Source organism: Massilia sp. 2TAF26, from assembly GCF_052115005.1.
Taxonomy (GTDB): Bacteria; Pseudomonadota; Gammaproteobacteria; order Burkholderiales; family Burkholderiaceae_D; genus Telluria.
Genome location: NZ_JBFRFV010000005.1, coordinates 240,301 through 257,265, shown reverse-complemented (window position 1 = coordinate 257,265; position 16,965 = coordinate 240,301). Strand labels below are relative to the sequence as shown.

The window sequence follows — 16,965 nt, the reverse complement described above, 5'->3', positions numbered from 1 at the left end:
TATTGTCCTTATTCGAGAATGATGGCGAGGGTCTTCTGGGTTTCTACATAGGTGGTCCGGGCGCGTTCCAGCAGATCGTTGAAGATGTAGTCTTCAAGCTGGTAGTGATGCCTGAACTCGTCCAGCAGCTGCCACTGGATATTCGAAATGCTGCCGTCCGCCAGGGCGAGCATCATGAGTTCGAACAGCATCAGCTTGGGCGCGCTGGGAATGTCCGCTTTCTTGTCCTTCAGGATCTCGCGCAGTACTTCGCTTGCCACCCGGACGCGCACGGCCGGGTCGTCCTCGTCGTGCAGTCGCAGAGGCTTGATCCGCGCGACCAGTTCGGATTCGATATCGGAGCGGCCGAGGGGAGTGCCGGAAAGCCTGTGGAGGAAGAAACTGCCGCCTCCCTTGTCCGCGGCAATCGACGCCAGTTCTTCCATCATCCGGGTTTCATGCTCGTCACGCTGGATCGTGACGTTCGCGGATTTGGCATTGTCCGCAATCGTTTCGCGCCGCTTGCCGCCCCAGAGAACGGGCTTGTCCGACAGACTCAACAGCTCGGCCATGCAAAGGAAAGTGCGCTTGTCCTCATCAGAAAGCTGCTTCAGCAGCATGTATTACCTCCGGCTCATTTGGAAAAAGTGAATTGACGTGCCACGCTCACAGCCGCAATGGCTCGTCGGAATCCATGAAAGCATCGAATTCCGATTGCGATGCAAACTGCAACTGCTTGCCGAGCAAGGTCGCGTAGTGATTGATGGCGGCGGCGAGGTCGTCGACGCCGCCGCCGCGAAGTGCATCGACCGCCTGGAACAGGTCCTGTGTTTCACGACGCAGCTGCGGCATCTCGCTGGCCACCATCGCGTCCAGCGCGGCCTGTTCCTCGGCGATCTGCGCCCGCGCACCGGCTTCGATGGCGCGCACCCGCGCGAGGTGTTCGCGCGACAGCTCCGCCCCTTTTGCCGCGTCGAGCGCGCTCTGGTAGAAAATCGAGGACAGGGTGTAGCCGACCATGCCGCCGATCGCGGCGCCAACGAAGGGAATCGGGACCACCACCTGGCCAAGCGCAGCAAACATGCCGCTCGACAGCATGCCCGTACCCTTTTCCCCGATTTCCATGAGCAGCTGCGATTCCGTTATCTCGCCGCGCACGTAGCTGGCGATCGACGTGCCCAGGGACAGGCAGACATTGACCACGAGCGTAGGAGCACTGGTATTCGCCAGCGCGCGGATGCCTTCGCGGCTGGATTGCTGCATCAGGGCCTTGGTTGCCGAGCCGACGAAAGCCGTACCGTAAGCGGTGGCGCCGGACTTGACGACGTCTTTTGCGATCTCGCCGGCGGCTTCGCGCAATTCCTTCTCGTTCTGCGCCACGGCGAAGGCATTCTTGAGCAGGGAAACGCTGCCGCCGATAACGGCGCCGTATTTGGCCGCCTGCGTGCCGGCCCGGTGGCTAGTCCTGGCAATGTCGCGTACCGTGGCGAGCGTCGGATGCTGGCGGTAGAAGATAGCCTCTTGCGTCGTCAGGCCGCTGTCGCAGACGTTGTCGGCAAGTTCCTCGTAGTTCGCGGCTTCGCGCCGCAACCTGGCGGCCACCTCGGGCTTGCCGTTCTGCTCGGCCTTCTCGGCATTCTTGCGCAGGTTTTCGGCCTGTTTCTGGCAATAGGCCTTGGCGTCGACAAACTGTTCGGACGGCAGTTCCAGCTTCACGCCGCGATAGCGGGCGAACTTGCCGTCTTCGCCGGCGATCCGGGCAAACAGCTGATTGCGGTTACCGACGAATTTCATTTGGGTTTCGGTACCCTGGACGATCTGCCCGTCGAGAACCTGAACCCGGTCGACCACGTTATGGTTTTTCCCATACTGCGGCAGGTCGTCACTCCTTACCGTACGCTGTTTCGAGCCCTTGATGATGGCTTCCGCGTTATCGCGGCTGGTAGTCGCCACTTCGGCCGAAAAACCGGCCTGCTGCTTGATGTTCTTGGCAGCTTCTTCCGGATTTGCACTGACCTTGTGCTTGGCAATGCCGGCCAGGCCCTTCGCCAGTTTTTGGCCGGTCTCGTTATCGACACCGCGATAACCTTTGATGTATTCGGCGTTCGCGCTGCCGAAACGTTCCACCGTCTCCCTGGCGGACATGACGACGCCTGCGCGCACGGTGTCTGAATCCCGTTTTGCTGTTCCAGCCGACAATTTATCTTTCTTTTTCATAACTTTTATCATAGCACGCTGGTTTTACGGGCTTCAGGACTGGACTTGCATTGTGGAAAATAAATGACGCTTGAGCTGGTTGAATTCTTCCTTCGTCAAGGCGCCGTGCTGGTAAAGCTCGAACAGGCTTTTCAGCTTGTCGACCTCATCCGGATCGCGCCCGGCTGCATCGGCGACAACCGGCTCCGGTTTCGCTACCAGGCGGGAACAGATACGGCCGGCGCCACGCGCGACCGAGGCCAGGCTGGCATAGACGCCGCAAAGCAGGAAGAAAAAGAAAAGGATGACGCCGATCATCAGAATAATGCGCATGATTTATTGAATAAAATTCCAAGCTAGAAGGTATTCTCATCAAGGCAGCGACAAAAGGCGTCGCGGGAATTCATCGATCAAGCCTCAGCTTCGCCATGTGCCGCTGGACTGGCAAAGAAACCACGCTTTCTTTGTTTTTCTATTAATAGAGAATACCGCTGTGATAGTCTGTGCTCATGTTTTCGATAGCCAGCACCAGGCACTTCGGCGGCCTTCTTATGCAGAGCGATCAACGGCGCATGAGCACGGCGCTACTGATCGCCGTGCTGCTTCACGCGCTATTACTCAGCATTACCTTCGGTGGCCAGACCTTCGGCCTTCCCGGCTTCAAGCTGCCATGGAAAGAAAGGCGGCTCGGCGCCGACGATTTACGGGTCATGCTCGCGCCATTGCCGGCGCCGGCACAGGCCCGCAACAGCGTCTTTCCGCCGCGGCCGGAATCGCCCGCCCAGGAAGCCAATCCCGTGCTCGCGCCGGAGAACGTCTCCACGCTCGGCAGCACGGTGTCGTCGGTATCGACGTCGCCGATTGCGACGCCGTTGCCGAATCCCAAGCCGGCTGCGGCCTCGGCGCCTGCATCCGCGGTCGAACCCGTCATGACGGTGAACAAGCAAGCCCTTGCAAAGCTGTCGACGGCCCCTGTGCCGCGACAGTCCCCTGCACACATCGACGAAGCGCCAACCGAAAGCATCACCCGCGAAGTCGCGCAGCCTCCGGTTGAACAGGCGATCCAGGAGCGTGCGGCACTCGATCAGGCCGGACTCGAACAGGAGAAGCAGCTTGCTGAAAACCTGAGGCAAACCGAATTGATGGCCGCTGCACAACGCGAGGCAAGCCGCCAGGAGCTGCTCCGCGCAGAGACTGCCCGCGCCGAACGGGCCGCAAAGGACGAGGCGGCCCGACTGGACGCCGAACGCCAGGAACTTGCGCGGCAGGAGAGTCTGCGACGCGAAACTTTGCGTCAGGAACAGGCTAAGCAGGAAGAAAAAGCGCGGGAAGCGGCTGCCCGGCAAGAACAGGAAAAAGCCGAACTCCTTCGGCAGGAAGCGGCGCGCAAGGAAGCCATCCGGCAAGAGCAGGCAAAGCAGGCGCAACTGGAGCTGCAGCGCCAGGAACGCGCCCGCCAGGAGGCCGCCCGGCAGGAAGCCGTTCGGCAAGAACAGGCGAAACAGGCGCAGCTGGAAGCACAACGCCAGGAAGCATTGCGTCAAGAGCAGGCCGCTCAGGGCGAAAAGGCGCGCCTGGCGGCAGAAAAACTGGAACAGGAACGCGCCGACGCCGCACGGCGGGAACAGGCGCTACGCGAAAAGGCCGCGCAGGAAGCCGAACGCGAAGAGCGCCTCAAGGCGATCGGAAGACAGTTGGCTCAGGAGGCGGCACAACGCGATGCGGCATCGCGCTCTACCCTCCCCTCGGCCAGCAACCTGCGCCGCGGCTGGCTGTTCGGCCGCGCCGATGCGAATCGCGATCTCGTCCTTTACGCCGAGGCGATCAGCCAGAAGATCGAAAAGAACATGACCTTCGAGATGATCCGCGAGGTCATCAAGCAAGCTCACAATCGGCCGACGGTGACGATCGCCGTACGGTCCGACGGGACCGTTGAAAAGGTGACCTTCGTGACGTCGAGCGGCGTTCCCGCCATCGACGACGCAGTGCGCAAGATCATCGCCAGCCAGGCTCCCTATGGGGCATTTCCGCCGTCGCTGGCGCGCCAGTACGACGTGATCGAAATCCGCCGTACCTGGATCTTCGATATTGCCGTCCGGCTGGAATGAATCCCCTTTGGATTAACGATAAAGCCGCAGCTTGGCAACGGCCCGGCTCTGCATTCCTGCCTGGATCGACAGGGATGGCCGAGGCGTCGCAGGCTGCATGAAACTCGTCAGCACCCGGCCCAAGGGCTTTTCCACCCAGCGATAAAAGGCCGCTCCGGCCGCCAGGCTGGCCATCCACGCCACCAGCATCCCGAGCGCCTGCTCATGCGGCTGATCCGACACGAAACGGGTAAACGCCGCATTCACCACCAGGCATACCGGAAAGTGGACGAGGAAGACCGAAAACGAGATCGCCGCCATGCGATTCACCAGCGCCCATCCATGGCCGCGATAATCCGCGAGCCTGATGCGGCCAAACAGGAACAGCACGCAAGCCACCACCAGCGCCACCGCAATCCGGCTGCGGAATTCGAGATTCAATGCCAGCAGCGTCGGCACCACCATGACCATCAGCAGCACGGCGGTTTCGCCAGGCCGGCGCGCCGGATCGCTCGCCCACCATGCCAGCATGCCGAGCCCGTAGCTGCCGAAGAAATACGGCGCCCACACATCCCAGTCGGCATCGCGATTGAAATACAGCAGGGAGATGCAGACGCCAATGGCAACCACGGCCGGCGTCAGCCAGGACCGGCGCCGCTGGTTCGAAACGCGGCCGGCACTCCACAACAGCAGGGTCACCAGCGCATACAGCTGAAAATCGATCGCCACATACCAGGCGCCTGCAGACAGGGCCTCATAACCCAGCACGTCATGCAGCAGCAGAAAATGTGCGCTCAGTTGCGACAGCGTCGGCGGCGCCGAGATCGAATCGTGGGTCATCCATTGGCTGGCCAATGCGGAGGCGCCGATCGCCAGCAGCATCGCCGCCATGAAGGGCAGCGCCAGCCTGATATAGCGGCGCCAGATCGTGGCGAAAGGATGTTCGATGCCGGGATGGGCTTGCGGGGAGAGCGATTTCGCGGCCAGGAAGCCGCCGACGACGAGGAATACCTGCACGGCGATGCGGCCGTATTCGTCGAGCCAGTCGATCAGCGCCGGCATCAGCGGCCGCGCCTGATCGGCCATCGGGCCATAGAACGCCAGGTGGTGCAGGACGATCAGCTGCGCGGCGCCGGCCTTCAGCAGATTAATCAGGCCAAACTGTTTCTGGACCGTCCGTTGCGGCCCACCTGCTCCCATTCCTAACTTCATCGGTAATATCCTCAGCAATTCCTTACCCGACCTTCATCGGGCAAGGTGCTGCCGATATTGCCGAGCGGGCGCGAATGATAGCCCACCAAGGCTGAATACGGCCACTCGTTACATTCAGTAACTTCCGTCAATACGCATCATTTAGCTGTGATTATTCGCGATCAAATCACCTTTTATATGGTGGGAATGTGAGGATTTTCGGCAGGCGTCCATGGAATATAGTTCTATGAAGAAACTTATTAAAAGGCGCCTTTAGTGAAAACGAATAAGCTCAGGCTCTCCATTGGATGGGTACCGAAATTTGTCGCTATATGCCTTTTCGGAACATATACGCTGAGTACCGCAACCGGTGCGTCGGCGCAGACTCTGCACGCGCCTTCGCGGACGCTCTACAAATGTAAGGAACAAGGCAAGCTTACCTACTCGGATTCACCCTGCCTGGGTGCCGAAAAACTGGAGGTCGAGCCGACTCGGGGAGTCAACAAACTTTCTGGGGAAAAGCGAGTTGGTCCCGATGTCCGACGTGAGCTTGAGCGGGAAATGTTCGCCGAAATGGTACGTCCGCTCACCGGCATGAGCAATAAACAGTTCGAAGTCGAAGTCCGACGAGTGAAGCTACCTTGGGTAGCACAACAGGAATGCCGTCGCCTGGATCAGGACCTCGTCACCACGGAAAACGAAGAAAAGCGAGCCGCACAGAACGCATTACGCGATGTCCAGGCACGCCTGTTCTTGATGCGGCAGCGATTCCGGGAACTCCGCTGCTGACATCCAGTCCAGGCATCACCCCCGCCTCATCGGCACCGCCAACCCGCGCCGGCTCGCCACCTGCACCATCAGCGCCGCCCCGGCCGCCACGCAAAACGCCAGCCCGATCGACTGCCCGCGCAACAGCAGCGACAGCACCACGCAGAAAGTCGCAAACGCGTAATACCCGCGCACCATGCCTAGCAGGATATTTACCGCATACTCGCGCCCCGAGGCGGCATGCGAGAAGCCGACCAGGATCGTCCCCATCACCGGGAACATCGCAAAGAAGCCGCTCAGGCGCGGCCCGATGCCGGCGGCGGCATACGTGACCGTCAGGGTCAGGAGGGCGCCGGCCAGCATCCGCAGCGGCAGGTCGTTCGGCTGCACCGGGCTGCGTGCGCCGGCGCCATGCATACGCGGGAACAGCCGCGGCGCCAGCGCCAGCACACAGACGACCAGGACGAAGCCCGGCAGCAGCGGCAGTTCGATCAGTTGCAGGCCCGCCACCGCGGCCGCATAGGCCGTCAGCGCCGCCAGCAGCGAGCCGGGAACGCCGAAGCGGCCGGAAGCCCAGGCGTAGGCCAGGCAGAACACCAGCACCGCGATCACGGCAATCAGGGTATGCGCGGCGGCGGTCGCCACGAAGCCGGAACCCTGCTCGATCGCCATGGTCAACAGGATAGGGCCGGCCACGATGGGAAGTGCCGACAACCATCCGGCCGCGTTCGGTCCCCAGCGCCGTCCAGCCAGCGTGACCAGGTAGATCAGGGCAGGAACAAGGCACAGCTTCAGGACGAGGACGGTGGTCAAGGCGGGCTCGGGATCATGTATAGTCTAGTCGGCAATTATCCCACGCTGCGGTACCCATGACTTACCGACTCGCCATCTTCGACTTCGACGGCACCCTGGCCGATTCCTTCCCCTTCTTCCTCAGTGTTTTCAACACGATTGCTGACCGTCATGGTTTCCGCCGCATCGATATCGAGAAGTCCGCCCACCTGCGCCACTACAACACGCGGCAGATGATGGAGCACGTCGGCATGCCGGCCTGGAAGCTGCCGGCGGCCTCCCGTACTTTCATGGCGATGATGAAGGAGAGCGCCGGCTCGATCGCGCTGTTCGACGGCGTCGCCGAGGCGCTGCGGCACCTGGCCGAGCGTGGCGTGCTGATCACGGTGGTGTCGTCGAACTCCGAGCACAACGTGCGCACCGTGCTGGGGCCGGAATTGTCCGCCCTGGTCAGGCAGTTCGAATGCGGGATGTCGATCTTCGGCAAGGCCAGCCGCATCCGCGCGGTGCTGAAGCGCTGCGGCGTCGCCGCCGGCGAGGCGATCTGCATCGGCGACCAGGGCACCGACGCCGAAGCTTCGCGCAAGGCCGGCGTGGCCTTCGGCGCCGTGCACTGGGGCTATGCCGCCATCGAGGCGCTGCGGACGGCAGGCTGCGACGTCGAATTCTTCACCCCATCCGAGCTGCGCCGGATAGCTGATTTGTAAGAATTTATTGCAACGCACAAAATTGTGGTTCTCCCTCATTGAAAGCAACTACTTCGCATGCTAAACTTTCGCATTCAAATAGTATTTACATGAATAAATAAATGCGCTTATCGGACCAGACCCTGAGCAATCTCACCGCCGCTCTCACCCTTTCCTCGCGCGTCTACCGGGCCGCCGCCGACAAGGTCGCGGCCGACTACGGCCTGTCGCAGGCAACCGGCCTGCCGGTGCTGGTCATCAGCCGCTTCGGCGAGAACGGCGTGCGACCCGGCGTGCTGGCCGAGACCCTGAGCCTGGAAGCCTCGTCGATGGTGCGCGTGGTCGACCACCTGATCGAGTCCGGCCTGCTGGAGCGCCACGACGATCCGAACGACCGCCGCGCCAAGATCCTGCGCCTGACCGACGAAGGCTACAAAACCGCCGAGCTGATGGACCAGGCCCTGGTCCCGTTCCGCCGCAAGCTGTTCGATGCCTTCGAGCCGGCCGACGTCGAAGCCTGCCTGCGCGTGCTGGCCGGGCTGCCCGACGCCATCACGAATCTCACCCTGTCCCAAGCCGCCGAACGCAAGAGCGCATGAAGCTGTTCACCTGGTCGGAGGCGCTGTTCTCCGTCAAATCATTCGTGGCAGCGATGCTTGCGGTGTACATCTCGATGCGCATCGGACTGCCACGACCTTTCTGGGCGATGATGACCGCCTACATCTGTGCCGCCCCGTTTGCCGGACCGACCCGTTCCAAGGGCCTGTACCGCGCGGGCGGCACCATCCTGGGCGGCACCATGGTCACCTTCGTGGTGCCGCGCCTGGTCAACTCGCCCGAGCTGCTGTCGCTGGTGCTGGCGCTGTGGATCGGCGGCTGCCTGTTCGTCTCGCTGCTGGACCGCACCCCGCGCTCCTATCTCCTGATGCTGGCCGGTTACACCGCCGGCCTGATCGCCTTCCCGGCCGTGAACGACCCGGGCGCCATCTTCGACATCGCGCTGGCGCGCGTGGAAGAGATCACGCTGGGCGTGACCTGCGCGACCCTGATCCACAGCCTGGTGCTGCCGGCGCCCTTCGGCCCGGTGCTGCTGGCGCGCCTGGACCATGCGGTGCGCGATGCCCAGCACTGGATCCGCGACGCCCTGAATCCGGCCGGCGATGCCCGTTCCGCCGGCGACCGCCGCAAGCTGGCCGGCGACATCACCGAGCTGCGCCTGATGAGCACCCACCTGCCCTTCGATACCTCGCACCTGCGCTGGACCGGGCGGGCGGTGAACGCGCTGCAGGAACGCCTGGCGCAGTTCGTGCCGGTCGTCTCCGGCATCGAAGACCGCCTGACCGCGCTGCGCACCATGGGCGCCACCAAGGTGTCGGAGCACTGGAGCGCGCTGCTGAAGGATGTGGTCGCGCTCACCGACAATCCGAAGGAGACCGTGATCGCCAGGCAGGGCAAGCTGCTGCACGACCGCATCGACGAACTCGCACCAAAGGTCCACCGCGACCTCGGCTGGGCCGGCATGATCGAGCTGAACCTGGCCGCCCGCCTGCGCCGCCTGGTCGACATCTGCCTCGAGACGCGCGCCCTGCGCCAGCACATCGATGCCGGCGTCGCCGGCCGCCTGCCGGACGAAGTGCGCAAGCTGCCGAACGTGCCGCCCAGCGCCCTGCACCTGGACTACGGCATGGCCGCGCTGTCGGCCTTCGCCGCCACTTTCGCGGTGCTGATCTGCTGCGCCTTCTGGATCCTGACCGGCTGGCCGGGCGGCGCCACCGCGCCGATGATGTGCGCCGTGCTGTGCTGCTTCTTCTCGACCCAGGACGACCCGGTCCCCTTCATCAAGAGCTTCCTGCACTGGACCATCTATTCGATCCCGGTCTCGGCCCTGTACCTGCTGGTGCTGCTGCCGGCGGTCCACGGCTTCGAAGCGCTGATGCTGGTGTGCGCGCCGATGTTCCTGGTGCTGGGCGTGCTGCTGGCCCGTCCGGCCACCTTCGGGCGCGCCATGCCCTTCCTGTTCGGCATCTGCGGCACCCTGGCCATGGTCGATACCCATAACGCCGACATGATGTCCTTCATGAACATGATGCTGTCGCAGGTGCTGGGCCTGACCGTGGCCGCGGTGACGACCCGGGTGGTGCGCACCGTGGGCGCCGCCTGGACCGCGCGCCGCCTGCTGAAGGCCGGCTGGAGCGAGCTGGCGCGCCTGGGCGGCGGCGAAAAGACCACGCTGCCGGAATTCTCGGCGCGCATGGTCGACCGCATCGGCCTGCTGACCCCGCGCCTGGCCTCGGCCGGCGGCCACCAGGACCTGCAGGCGCGCGACGCGCTGCGCGACCTGCGCATCGGCCTGAACATGACCCTGCTGCAGGAAGCCCGTCCCCAGCTCGGCCGCGGCGACGCCGCCCTGAGCCCCCTGATGTCGCAGCTGTCGCAGCATTTCGCGCGCCTGCCTGCCGTCGACAGGAATGGCGAAGCGCAGCTGCTCGACGCCCTCGACAACTCGCTGCGCGCCATCTGCGAAGGCGCCCAGGATGGCGCCCAGCGCGAGGCGCTGGCGGCGCTCACCGGCATCCGGCGCGACCTGTTCCCTCAGGCGGCGCCGTACCAGCCTGCCCTTATGACTGCAATCTGACAATGGAGATCCGATGATCGGCGAAGTCAGCATCTATGGCCTCTTCCTTCCTCCGCTCCTGCTGCTCACGCTGGCGGCGTTGGTGGTGTCGCGCCTTCTCAACCTGGTCCTGGCCCGCACCGGCTTCTATCGCCTGGTGTGGCACCCGGCACTGTTCGATTTTTCCCTGTTCGTCATCGTGCTTGGCGCACTGACGTATTTCACACGTAACTGGTCCTGACATGGCTTCGAAAAATTTTCTTCCGGCGGTCGGCCGGGTGGGTATCACTTTGCTGGTGGCCGCGGGCGCTGCCTACGCTGGCTGGCAGCTGTGGCGCCATTACGAGGTCGAGCCCTGGACCCGCGACGGCCGCGTGAAGGCCTATGTGGTGCAGGTGGCGCCGGACGTGACCGGCCAGGTGACCAAGGTCTACGTGCACGACAACCAGCGCGTGGCTCTAGGGGAACCGCTGTTCGAGATCGACCGCGCCCGCTTCGAACTGGCGCTGCGCCAGGCCGAGGCCCAGGTGATCGCGGCCCAGGCCGCGCTGTCCCAGGCCCAGCGCGAGAACACACGTAATACCCAGCTCGACGACCTGGTCTCGCAGGAGACCCGCGAACAGGGCCAGACCCGCACCGACCAGGCGCGCGCCGCCCTGGCCCAGGCCGAGGTCAACCGCGATACCGCCAGGCTGAACCTGCAGCGCTCGCACGTGGTGTCGGCGGTGGACGGCATCGTCACCAACCTCGACCTGCGCGAAGGCGCCTACGCCACCGCGTCCCACCCGGTGATGGCCCTGGTCGACCGCAACACCTTCTATGTCGAAGGCTATTTCGAAGAAACCAAGCTGCCCGGCATCCAGATCGGCGACAAGGTCGAGGTGACCCTGATGGGCACGCGCCAGCCGATCTCCGGCCACGTGGAGAGCTTCGCCGAAGGCATCGCCGACCGCGACCGCTCCACCGGCGCCAACATGCTGCCGAACGTGAACCCGACCTTCAACTGGGTGCGCCTGGCCCAGCGTATCCCGGTGCGTGTCGCCCTCGATCCGGTGCCGGCCAACGTGCGCCTGGTGGCGGGCCAGACCGCGACCGTGAAAGTGCTGCCGGCTGTGGCCCAGCCTGCGGCCGCTCCCGCCGCAGCGCCCACCACGGCGCCCACGGCAACGCCTGCCGCGAAGGCGCCGGCCGCCAAGGCAACGCATTAAGGAATGATCATGAACCGATACCGCTCCACTGCTAAAAGAGTACTGACCCTGTCGGTGCTGGCGGCGGCGGTCGCCGCCTGTACCACGGTCGGCCCCGACTACCACGTGCCGAAGAACGCCGTGGTCAAGCGCGACGCCGCCAACGCGCCCTTCATGGGCGCCGCCGAAAAATCCTTCAAGTCCGAGCCGCTGCCAGCCGATTGGTGGCACCTGTACCAGGACCCGGTGCTGGACAAGCTGATCGTCAAGGCCTTCAGCGCCAACGCCGACCTGCGCGTGGCCGCCGCCAACCTGCAGCGCGCGCACGCGGTGCTGGAAGAGGTCGAAGAGAAGAAGCGTCCGGAAGTCGAAGGCAGCGTAGCGCCGCTGTATGGCCGCCTCRCCGGCGAATCGATCGGCATCCCCGAAACGCTGCCGCGCACCGGCATCTACGACGGCGACATCAAGGTCTCCTACCAGCTCGACATGTTCGGCCGCATCCGCCGCGCCATCGAAGCCGTGGAAGCCGACCAGGACGCCGCCCAGGCCGCCGCCGACCTGGCCCACGTGATGGTCGCCGCCGACACCACGCGCGCCTATGTGGAAGCCTGCTCGGCCGGCTACCAGCTGAAGGTGGCGCAGCAGTCGGTCGACCTGCAGCAGAAGTTCGCCAACCTGACCACCGAGCGCGTGCAGCGCGGCCGCGGCATCGCGATCGACACCAGCCGCGTCAACGCCCAGCTCGACCAGCTGCGCGCCAACCTGCCGCCGCTGATGGCGCGCCAGCGCACCGCCCTGTACCGCCTGGCCGTGCTGACCGGCGAAGTGCCGAGCGCCTTCCCGGCCGAGGTGGCGCAGTGCACCACGCCGCCGCGCGTCGCCACCGCGATTCCCGTTGGCGACGGCGCCGCCCTGCTGCGCCGCCGTCCGGACGTGCGCCAGGCCGAACGCCAGCTGGCCGGTGCCACCGCCCGCATCGGCGTCGCCACCGCGGAGCTGTACCCGAACATCACCCTGGGCGCCTCGATCGGCGGGGTCGGCTTCATGAAGGACTTCGGCAACGCGAACACCTGGAAGTTCGCGCTCGGCCCGCTGATCTCGTGGAGCCTGCCGTCGACCAGTTCGGCGCACGCGCACATCGCCCAGGCCAATGCCGGTACGGCGGCCGCGCTGGCCCGTTTCGACTCGGTGGTGCTGAACGCCCTGCGCGAGACGGAATCGGCGCTGACGGTGTATGCCCGTGAACTCGACCGCAACGCCATGCTGCGCTCCTCGCGCGACCAGAGCGCACTCGCCTCGCAGCAGACGGCCAAGCTCTACCGGTACGGCCGCACCGACTTCCTGGCCGCGCTGGACGCCGACCGTACCCTGGCCAGTGCCGAAAACCTGCTGGCGGCGTCGGATGCGCAGCTGGCGGCGGACCAGGTGCAGCTGTTCCTGGCTTTGGGAGGTGGTTGGGAGAATACCCATGGCAAGCATGGGGAGCATGGCGAAGGCAAGGAAGCCAAGGGTGAGCACGAGGCTGCTGCGCAGCAGGCGGCTGGCGCCCACCACTAATGCGTAAACCGTCGTCCCCCCGAAAGCGGGAACGACGGGTCAGAGGAGCTTATCCAGCGTAACCGGCAAATCCCGCACCCGCCTGCCGGTAGCGTGGAACACCGCATTCGCAATCGCGGCCCCCACGCCGGTGATGCCGATCTCGCCGATGCCCTTCGCCCCCAGCGGGTTCACGTGCGGGTCGTCCTCGTCGACGATCTGCACGTCGATGCCCTGGATGTCGGCATTGGTCGGCACGTGGTACTCGGCCAGGTTGCCGTTCACCGCGCGTCCGGAGCGGCCGTCGATGAGGGTTTCCTCGAACATCGCCAGGCCGATGCCCCAGACGATGCCGCCCATCAGCTGGCTGTAGCCGGTCTTCTCGTTCATCAGCTTGCCGACTCCGTAGACGCCGACCACGCGCGGCACGCGGATCTCGCCCAGTGCCTCGTCCACCGTCACCTCGACGAATACCGCACCGAAGGCGTGCATCGAATACTTCTTCTTTTCGTCGCCGGGTTCGGCCTTCGCCGTCACCTCGACCGGCTCGCCGTGGCGCGCGACGATGGCGGCCATGGCTTCGCGGCGCGACGGTTCGTCCAGCAGATAAAGTTCGCCGTTCTCGACGCCGATCCGGTCGGCGGTTGCGCCGAACAGGGGCGAGGCCTGGTCGGCCAGCGCGATGCCCGCCAGCTTCAGGCGCAGCGCATGGCCGGCCGCCTGCACCGCGGGCGCCACGCTGGCCACCGTGGTCGAGCCGCCGGAGACCGGCGCTTCCGGCATCCGCGAGTTGCCGAGTTCGAAGCGCACCTGCTCCACCCTCAGGCCGATGGCGTCGGCCGCCACCTGGGTCATCACGGTATAGGTGCCGGTGCCGAGGTCCTGGGTGGCGGAGCGGAACAGCGCCGTGCCGTCCGGCTGCAGGCTGGCCGAGCACTCGCCGGCCGAGCGGTTGGTCGGATAGGTCGCGGTGGCCATGCCCCAGCCGACCAGCTTATCCCCGCGCTTCATAGAGCGCGGCTGCGGCTTGCGGTCCTTCCAGCCGAAGCGCTCGGCGCCGATTTCGTAGCACTGGCGCAGCGATTTGCTCGACCACGGCAGGTCCTTGCCCGGGTCCTTTTCCGTGTAGTTCTTCAGGCGCAGCGCCAGCGGGTCCATGCCCAGCTCATACGCCAGCTCGTCCATCGCGGATTCGAGCGCAAAGGTGCCGCTGGCTTCGCCCGGCGCGCGCATGAAGGTCGGCGTGCCCAGGTTCATGCACGCCAGCCGGTGCGTGGTCTGCTGGTGCGGGCTCTCGTACATCATGCGCGTGACGATGCCGCAGGGTTCGATCCAGTCCTCAATCATCGAGGTATAGGCGATGGTGTCGTGGCCGGAGGCCAGCAGGCTGCCATCCTCGGTCGCGCCCAGCCGGAAGCGCTGCTCGGTGTTGGGCCGCTGGCCGACCGGGCCGAACATATTGTTCCGGTCCAGCGACAGCTTGACCGGACGGCCCAGCATCTTCGCCGCCATCGCCGTCAGGGGCGCGTGCGACCACACCGATCCCTTCGAGCCGAAGCCGCCGCCGGTGTAGGGGCAGATCGCGGTCACGTTGTCGGGCGAGATGCCGAAGATGGCGGCAAGGATGCGCTGCACGCCCTTCATGTACTGGGTCGATTCGTGGATGGTCAGTTTGTCGCCGTCCCCGCTGTTGCTCCATTCAGCGATGGTGGCGTGGGTCTCGAGCGGATTGTGGTGCTCGATCGGCGTCGTGTAGGTCGCGTCCAGGCGCACGCTGGAGGCGAGCCAGCCGTCCGCCAGGTCGCCACGCCTGGTATCCGTTTCCTCGGCCAGCACCTTCTCGGGCGGATGCAGCTTCTGCCTGGCCTGTTCGAAGTCGAGCACGGCGTCCTTCTTCTCGTACTCGATGTGCAGCCGGGCCGCGGCTTCGCGCGCATGCTCGTAGGTGTCGGCCACGACCACCGCGATCGGCTGGTTGTTGTAATAGACGTCGTCTTCCTGCAGCAGGGTCAGGCGGCGGCCGATCGGCGGCTGCAGCTTGCCGTCCCTGGTTTCCTTCGGCAGGCGCATGGCGTTCTGCGGGGTCATCACCAGCAGCAGGCCGGGCACTTCGCGGGCCGCTCTGTCGTCGATGCGGACTACCCGGCCGCTGGGGATGGTGCTGGTCACCAGCACGGCGTGGGTGAGTCCCTCGACCTGGTGTTCGGCCGTGTAGTGGGCTGCGCCGCTGACCTTGGCCCAGGCGTCGGTACGGTTGATGGGTGCGCCGATTCCGTTCATGCCGCGGTTCCTTTCTCAGCTCCTGCTTTCCTGATGACCGTTTGCAGCGCCCGCACGACCGCGCGACGCGCCAGTTCGACCTTGAAGCCGTTGTGCGCATACGCCTGGGCGCCGGCAACCGCCGCCTCGCCGGCGCGCGCCAGCAGTTCGGCGCTCGGCGCCTGGCCGCGCAGGATGGCTTCCGCATCCGGTACCCGCCACGGCTTGTGGGCCACGCCGCCCAGCGCGATGCGCAGGTCGCGGAGTTTGCCGCCGTCGAGGTCGACGGCCACCGCCACCGACACCAGCGCGAAGGCGTAGCTGGCGCGATCGCGCACCTTCAGGTAATGCGAGTTGCGCGCGAACGGCGTCAAAGGCAGCTCCACCGCCGTGATCAGCTCTCCCGGCTTGACGACGGTATCGACGTCCGGCCGGTCTTCCGGCAGGCGATGGAAGTCGACCAGCGGCACCTGGCGCTCGCCGTCCGCTCCCTGCAGGTGGACCACGGCGTCCAGCGCCGCCAGCGCCACCGCCATGTCAGACGGGTGGGTCGCGATGCATTGCGGGCTGGCGCCGAGGATGGCGTGGATGCGGTTATGGCCGTCGATGGCATCGCAGCCCGAACCCGGGTCGCGCTTGTTGCAGCGGGCGAAGGCGGGGTCGGTGAAGTAATAACAACGGGTGCGCTGCAGCAGGTTGCCGCCCACCGTCGCCATATTGCGCAGCTGGGTCGTGGCGCCGTTCAGCAGGGCTTCGGACAGCACCCGGTAGCGCCGGCGCACCAGCGGGTCGGTGCCGACCGCCGTGTTGCTCGCCATCGCGCCGATGCGCAGGCCGCCGTCCGGCAGTTCCTCGATGGCGGACAGCGCGAGGCGGCTGACGTCCACCAGGCGCACCGGCTTCTCGATGCCGCTTTTGTACAGGTCCAGCAGATTGGTGCCGCCGCCGATGAATTTCGCGCCGGGCTCGCGCGCCAGCTCGATCGCGTGGTTCACGTCACGCGCGCGTTCGTAGAAGATCGATTGCATGCAAAGTTTCCCTTCAGGCCTGGCGCAGCACGACGCTGTGGATCGCCTTGACGATGTTCGGATAGGCGCCGCAGCGGCACAGGTTGCCGCTCATGCGCTCGCGGATCTCGTCCTCGGTGAACAGGGAGGGTTCGAGCTGCTCGCCTTCCGTGACGGCGCTGGCCTGGCGCTGCTTGACCTCGTCGAGCAGGGCCACCGCCGAACACACCTGGCCCGGCGTGCAGTAGCCGCACTGGAAGCCGTCGCAGTCCATGAAGGCCTGCTGCATCGGGTGCGGCTGTTCGGCCGTGCCCAGCCCCTCGACCGTGACGATCTCGCGGCCGTCGTGCATCACGGCCAGGGTCAGGCAGGAGTTGATGCGCTGGCCGTCCACCAGCACGGTGCAGGCGCCGCACTGGCCGCGGTCGCAGCCCTTCTTGGTGCCGGTCAGGTGCAGGACTTCGCGCAGGGCGTCGAGCAGAGTGACGCGCGGTTCGATGTGGAGCTGGTGTTCGGCGCCGTTGATGCGCAGCTTCAGCGGCTGCGGCGGCGCATAGGGCGCGAGGGACAGGGTATGCGCGCCCTGCCCGATTTCCCGGTGTTCGTCTTGTGGCATGGTTTCGCTCGCTTCTTTAGCTGATTGACATCGGTCCATGATGGCCG

16 protein-coding genes are annotated in these 16,965 nt (G+C 65.2%); 8 read left to right on the top strand and 8 right to left on the bottom strand.

The window, feature by feature from the left end; all coding sequences use genetic code 11:
* Positions 1 to 8: 8 nt before the first annotated feature.
* From AB4Z32_RS07745 to AB4Z32_RS07735, 3 genes are read right to left on the bottom strand one after another with little or no spacing between them, the layout of a single operon-like run.
* Positions 9 to 599: a hypothetical protein gene (locus AB4Z32_RS07745; protein ID WP_442121255.1), complete on the bottom strand. Its 591-nt coding sequence runs from the start codon at positions 597 to 599 to the stop codon at positions 9 to 11.
* 46 nt (positions 600 to 645) lie between these two features.
* Positions 646 to 2,196 (bottom strand): hypothetical protein, encoded by a 1,551-nt coding sequence (locus AB4Z32_RS07740; protein ID WP_442121254.1) that lies wholly within the window; start codon positions 2,194 to 2,196, stop codon positions 646 to 648.
* 33 nt (positions 2,197 to 2,229) lie between these two features.
* A complete protein-coding gene (locus AB4Z32_RS07735) occupies positions 2,230 to 2,508 on the bottom strand; it encodes an SHOCT domain-containing protein (protein WP_442121253.1) in 279 nt (92 codons plus the stop codon).
* Positions 2,509 to 2,726: 218 nt separating this feature from the next.
* On the opposite strand from AB4Z32_RS07735, the gene AB4Z32_RS07730 reads away from it, so the two are divergent.
* On the top strand, positions 2,727 to 4,283 hold the full coding sequence (locus AB4Z32_RS07730) for a TonB C-terminal domain-containing protein (protein WP_442121252.1): 1,557 nt from the start codon (positions 2,727 to 2,729) through the stop codon (positions 4,281 to 4,283).
* 12 nt (positions 4,284 to 4,295) lie between these two features.
* On the opposite strand, the gene AB4Z32_RS07725 is transcribed toward AB4Z32_RS07730, so the two are convergent.
* Complete coding sequence (locus tag AB4Z32_RS07725; protein ID WP_442121251.1) at positions 4,296 to 5,474, bottom strand: acyltransferase family protein; 1,179 nt, start codon at positions 5,472 to 5,474, stop codon at positions 4,296 to 4,298.
* 255 nt (positions 5,475 to 5,729) lie between these two features.
* Here AB4Z32_RS07725 and AB4Z32_RS07720 point away from each other — a divergent pair, with 255 nt between their 5' ends.
* Complete coding sequence (locus AB4Z32_RS07720) at positions 5,730 to 6,242, top strand: hypothetical protein (protein WP_442121250.1); 513 nt, start codon at positions 5,730 to 5,732, stop codon at positions 6,240 to 6,242.
* Positions 6,243 to 6,257: 15 nt separating this feature from the next.
* Here AB4Z32_RS07720 and AB4Z32_RS07715 read toward each other — a convergent pair whose 3' ends face one another.
* A complete protein-coding gene (locus tag AB4Z32_RS07715; protein ID WP_442121249.1) occupies positions 6,258 to 7,034 on the bottom strand; it encodes a hypothetical protein in 777 nt (258 codons plus the stop codon).
* A 56-nt stretch (positions 7,035 to 7,090) separates the two neighbouring features.
* Here AB4Z32_RS07715 and AB4Z32_RS07710 point away from each other — a divergent pair, with 56 nt between their 5' ends.
* From AB4Z32_RS07710 to AB4Z32_RS07685, 6 genes are all read left to right on the top strand, one after another.
* Entirely contained in the window at positions 7,091 to 7,720 is a 630-nt protein-coding gene (locus AB4Z32_RS07710) for an HAD hydrolase-like protein (RefSeq protein WP_442121248.1), read from the top strand.
* 101 nt (positions 7,721 to 7,821) lie between these two features.
* Entirely contained in the window at positions 7,822 to 8,298 is a 477-nt protein-coding gene (locus AB4Z32_RS07705) for a MarR family winged helix-turn-helix transcriptional regulator (protein ID WP_442121247.1), read from the top strand.
* On the top strand, positions 8,295 to 10,334 hold the full coding sequence (locus tag AB4Z32_RS07700; RefSeq protein ID WP_442121246.1) for an FUSC family protein: 2,040 nt from the start codon (positions 8,295 to 8,297) through the stop codon (positions 10,332 to 10,334). Before AB4Z32_RS07705 ends, AB4Z32_RS07700 begins: the two co-directional genes overlap by 4 nt.
* Positions 10,335 to 10,347: 13 nt before the next feature.
* The gene (locus tag AB4Z32_RS07695) at positions 10,348 to 10,554 is read left to right on the top strand and encodes a DUF1656 domain-containing protein (RefSeq protein WP_442121245.1); all 207 of its coding nucleotides are present in this window, start codon (positions 10,348 to 10,350) and stop codon (positions 10,552 to 10,554) included.
* 1 nt (position 10,555) lies between these two features.
* A complete protein-coding gene (locus AB4Z32_RS07690; RefSeq protein ID WP_442121244.1) occupies positions 10,556 to 11,521 on the top strand; it encodes an efflux RND transporter periplasmic adaptor subunit in 966 nt (321 codons plus the stop codon).
* A 9-nt stretch (positions 11,522 to 11,530) separates the two neighbouring features.
* Complete coding sequence (locus AB4Z32_RS07685) at positions 11,531 to 13,057, top strand: efflux transporter outer membrane subunit (protein WP_442121243.1); 1,527 nt, start codon at positions 11,531 to 11,533, stop codon at positions 13,055 to 13,057.
* A gap of 39 nt (positions 13,058 to 13,096) precedes the next feature.
* On the opposite strand, the gene AB4Z32_RS07680 is transcribed toward AB4Z32_RS07685, so the two are convergent.
* Genes AB4Z32_RS07680 through AB4Z32_RS07670 form a run of 3 tightly spaced genes read right to left on the bottom strand, consistent with a single transcriptional unit; the run spans position 13,097 to position 16,957 of the window.
* On the bottom strand, positions 13,097 to 15,316 hold the full coding sequence (locus tag AB4Z32_RS07680) for a xanthine dehydrogenase family protein molybdopterin-binding subunit (protein WP_442121242.1): 2,220 nt from the start codon (positions 15,314 to 15,316) through the stop codon (positions 13,097 to 13,099).
* Positions 15,313 to 16,323, bottom strand: coding sequence for an FAD binding domain-containing protein (locus AB4Z32_RS07675; RefSeq protein ID WP_442121241.1), 1,011 nt, complete (start codon positions 16,321 to 16,323; stop codon positions 15,313 to 15,315). The genes AB4Z32_RS07680 and AB4Z32_RS07675 overlap by 4 nt, the downstream gene beginning before the upstream one ends.
* Positions 16,324 to 16,336: 13 nt before the next feature.
* Positions 16,337 to 16,957, bottom strand: a complete 621-nt coding sequence (locus AB4Z32_RS07670) for a (2Fe-2S)-binding protein (protein WP_442121240.1) — start codon at positions 16,955 to 16,957, stop codon at positions 16,337 to 16,339.
* Positions 16,958 to 16,965: the final 8 nt, after the last annotated feature.

Excerpts from the sequence above, each read along its gene's own strand:
- AB4Z32_RS07670 (WP_442121240.1), bottom strand. The coding sequence starts at position 16,957 with ATGGACCGATGTCAATCAGCTAAAGAAGCGAGCGAAACCATGCCACAA.
- AB4Z32_RS07675 (WP_442121241.1), bottom strand. The coding sequence starts at position 16,323 with ATGCAATCGATCTTCTACGAACGCGCGCGTGACGTGAACCACGCGATC.
- AB4Z32_RS07730 (WP_442121252.1), top strand. The coding sequence starts at position 2,727 with ATGCAGAGCGATCAACGGCGCATGAGCACGGCGCTACTGATCGCCGTG.
- AB4Z32_RS07740 (WP_442121254.1), bottom strand. The coding sequence starts at position 2,196 with ATGAAAAAGAAAGATAAATTGTCGGCTGGAACAGCAAAACGGGATTCA.
- AB4Z32_RS07705 (WP_442121247.1), top strand. The coding sequence starts at position 7,822 with ATGCGCTTATCGGACCAGACCCTGAGCAATCTCACCGCCGCTCTCACC.
- AB4Z32_RS07710 (WP_442121248.1), top strand. The coding sequence starts at position 7,091 with ATGACTTACCGACTCGCCATCTTCGACTTCGACGGCACCCTGGCCGAT.
- AB4Z32_RS07680 (WP_442121242.1), bottom strand. The coding sequence starts at position 15,316 with ATGAACGGAATCGGCGCACCCATCAACCGTACCGACGCCTGGGCCAAG.
- AB4Z32_RS07695 (WP_442121245.1), top strand. The coding sequence starts at position 10,348 with ATGATCGGCGAAGTCAGCATCTATGGCCTCTTCCTTCCTCCGCTCCTG.
- AB4Z32_RS07745 (WP_442121255.1), bottom strand. The coding sequence starts at position 599 with ATGCTGCTGAAGCAGCTTTCTGATGAGGACAAGCGCACTTTCCTTTGC.
- AB4Z32_RS07700 (WP_442121246.1), top strand. The coding sequence starts at position 8,295 with ATGAAGCTGTTCACCTGGTCGGAGGCGCTGTTCTCCGTCAAATCATTC.
- AB4Z32_RS07690 (WP_442121244.1), top strand. The coding sequence starts at position 10,556 with ATGGCTTCGAAAAATTTTCTTCCGGCGGTCGGCCGGGTGGGTATCACT.
- AB4Z32_RS07725 (WP_442121251.1), bottom strand. The coding sequence starts at position 5,474 with ATGAAGTTAGGAATGGGAGCAGGTGGGCCGCAACGGACGGTCCAGAAA.
- AB4Z32_RS07735 (WP_442121253.1), bottom strand. The coding sequence starts at position 2,508 with ATGCGCATTATTCTGATGATCGGCGTCATCCTTTTCTTTTTCTTCCTG.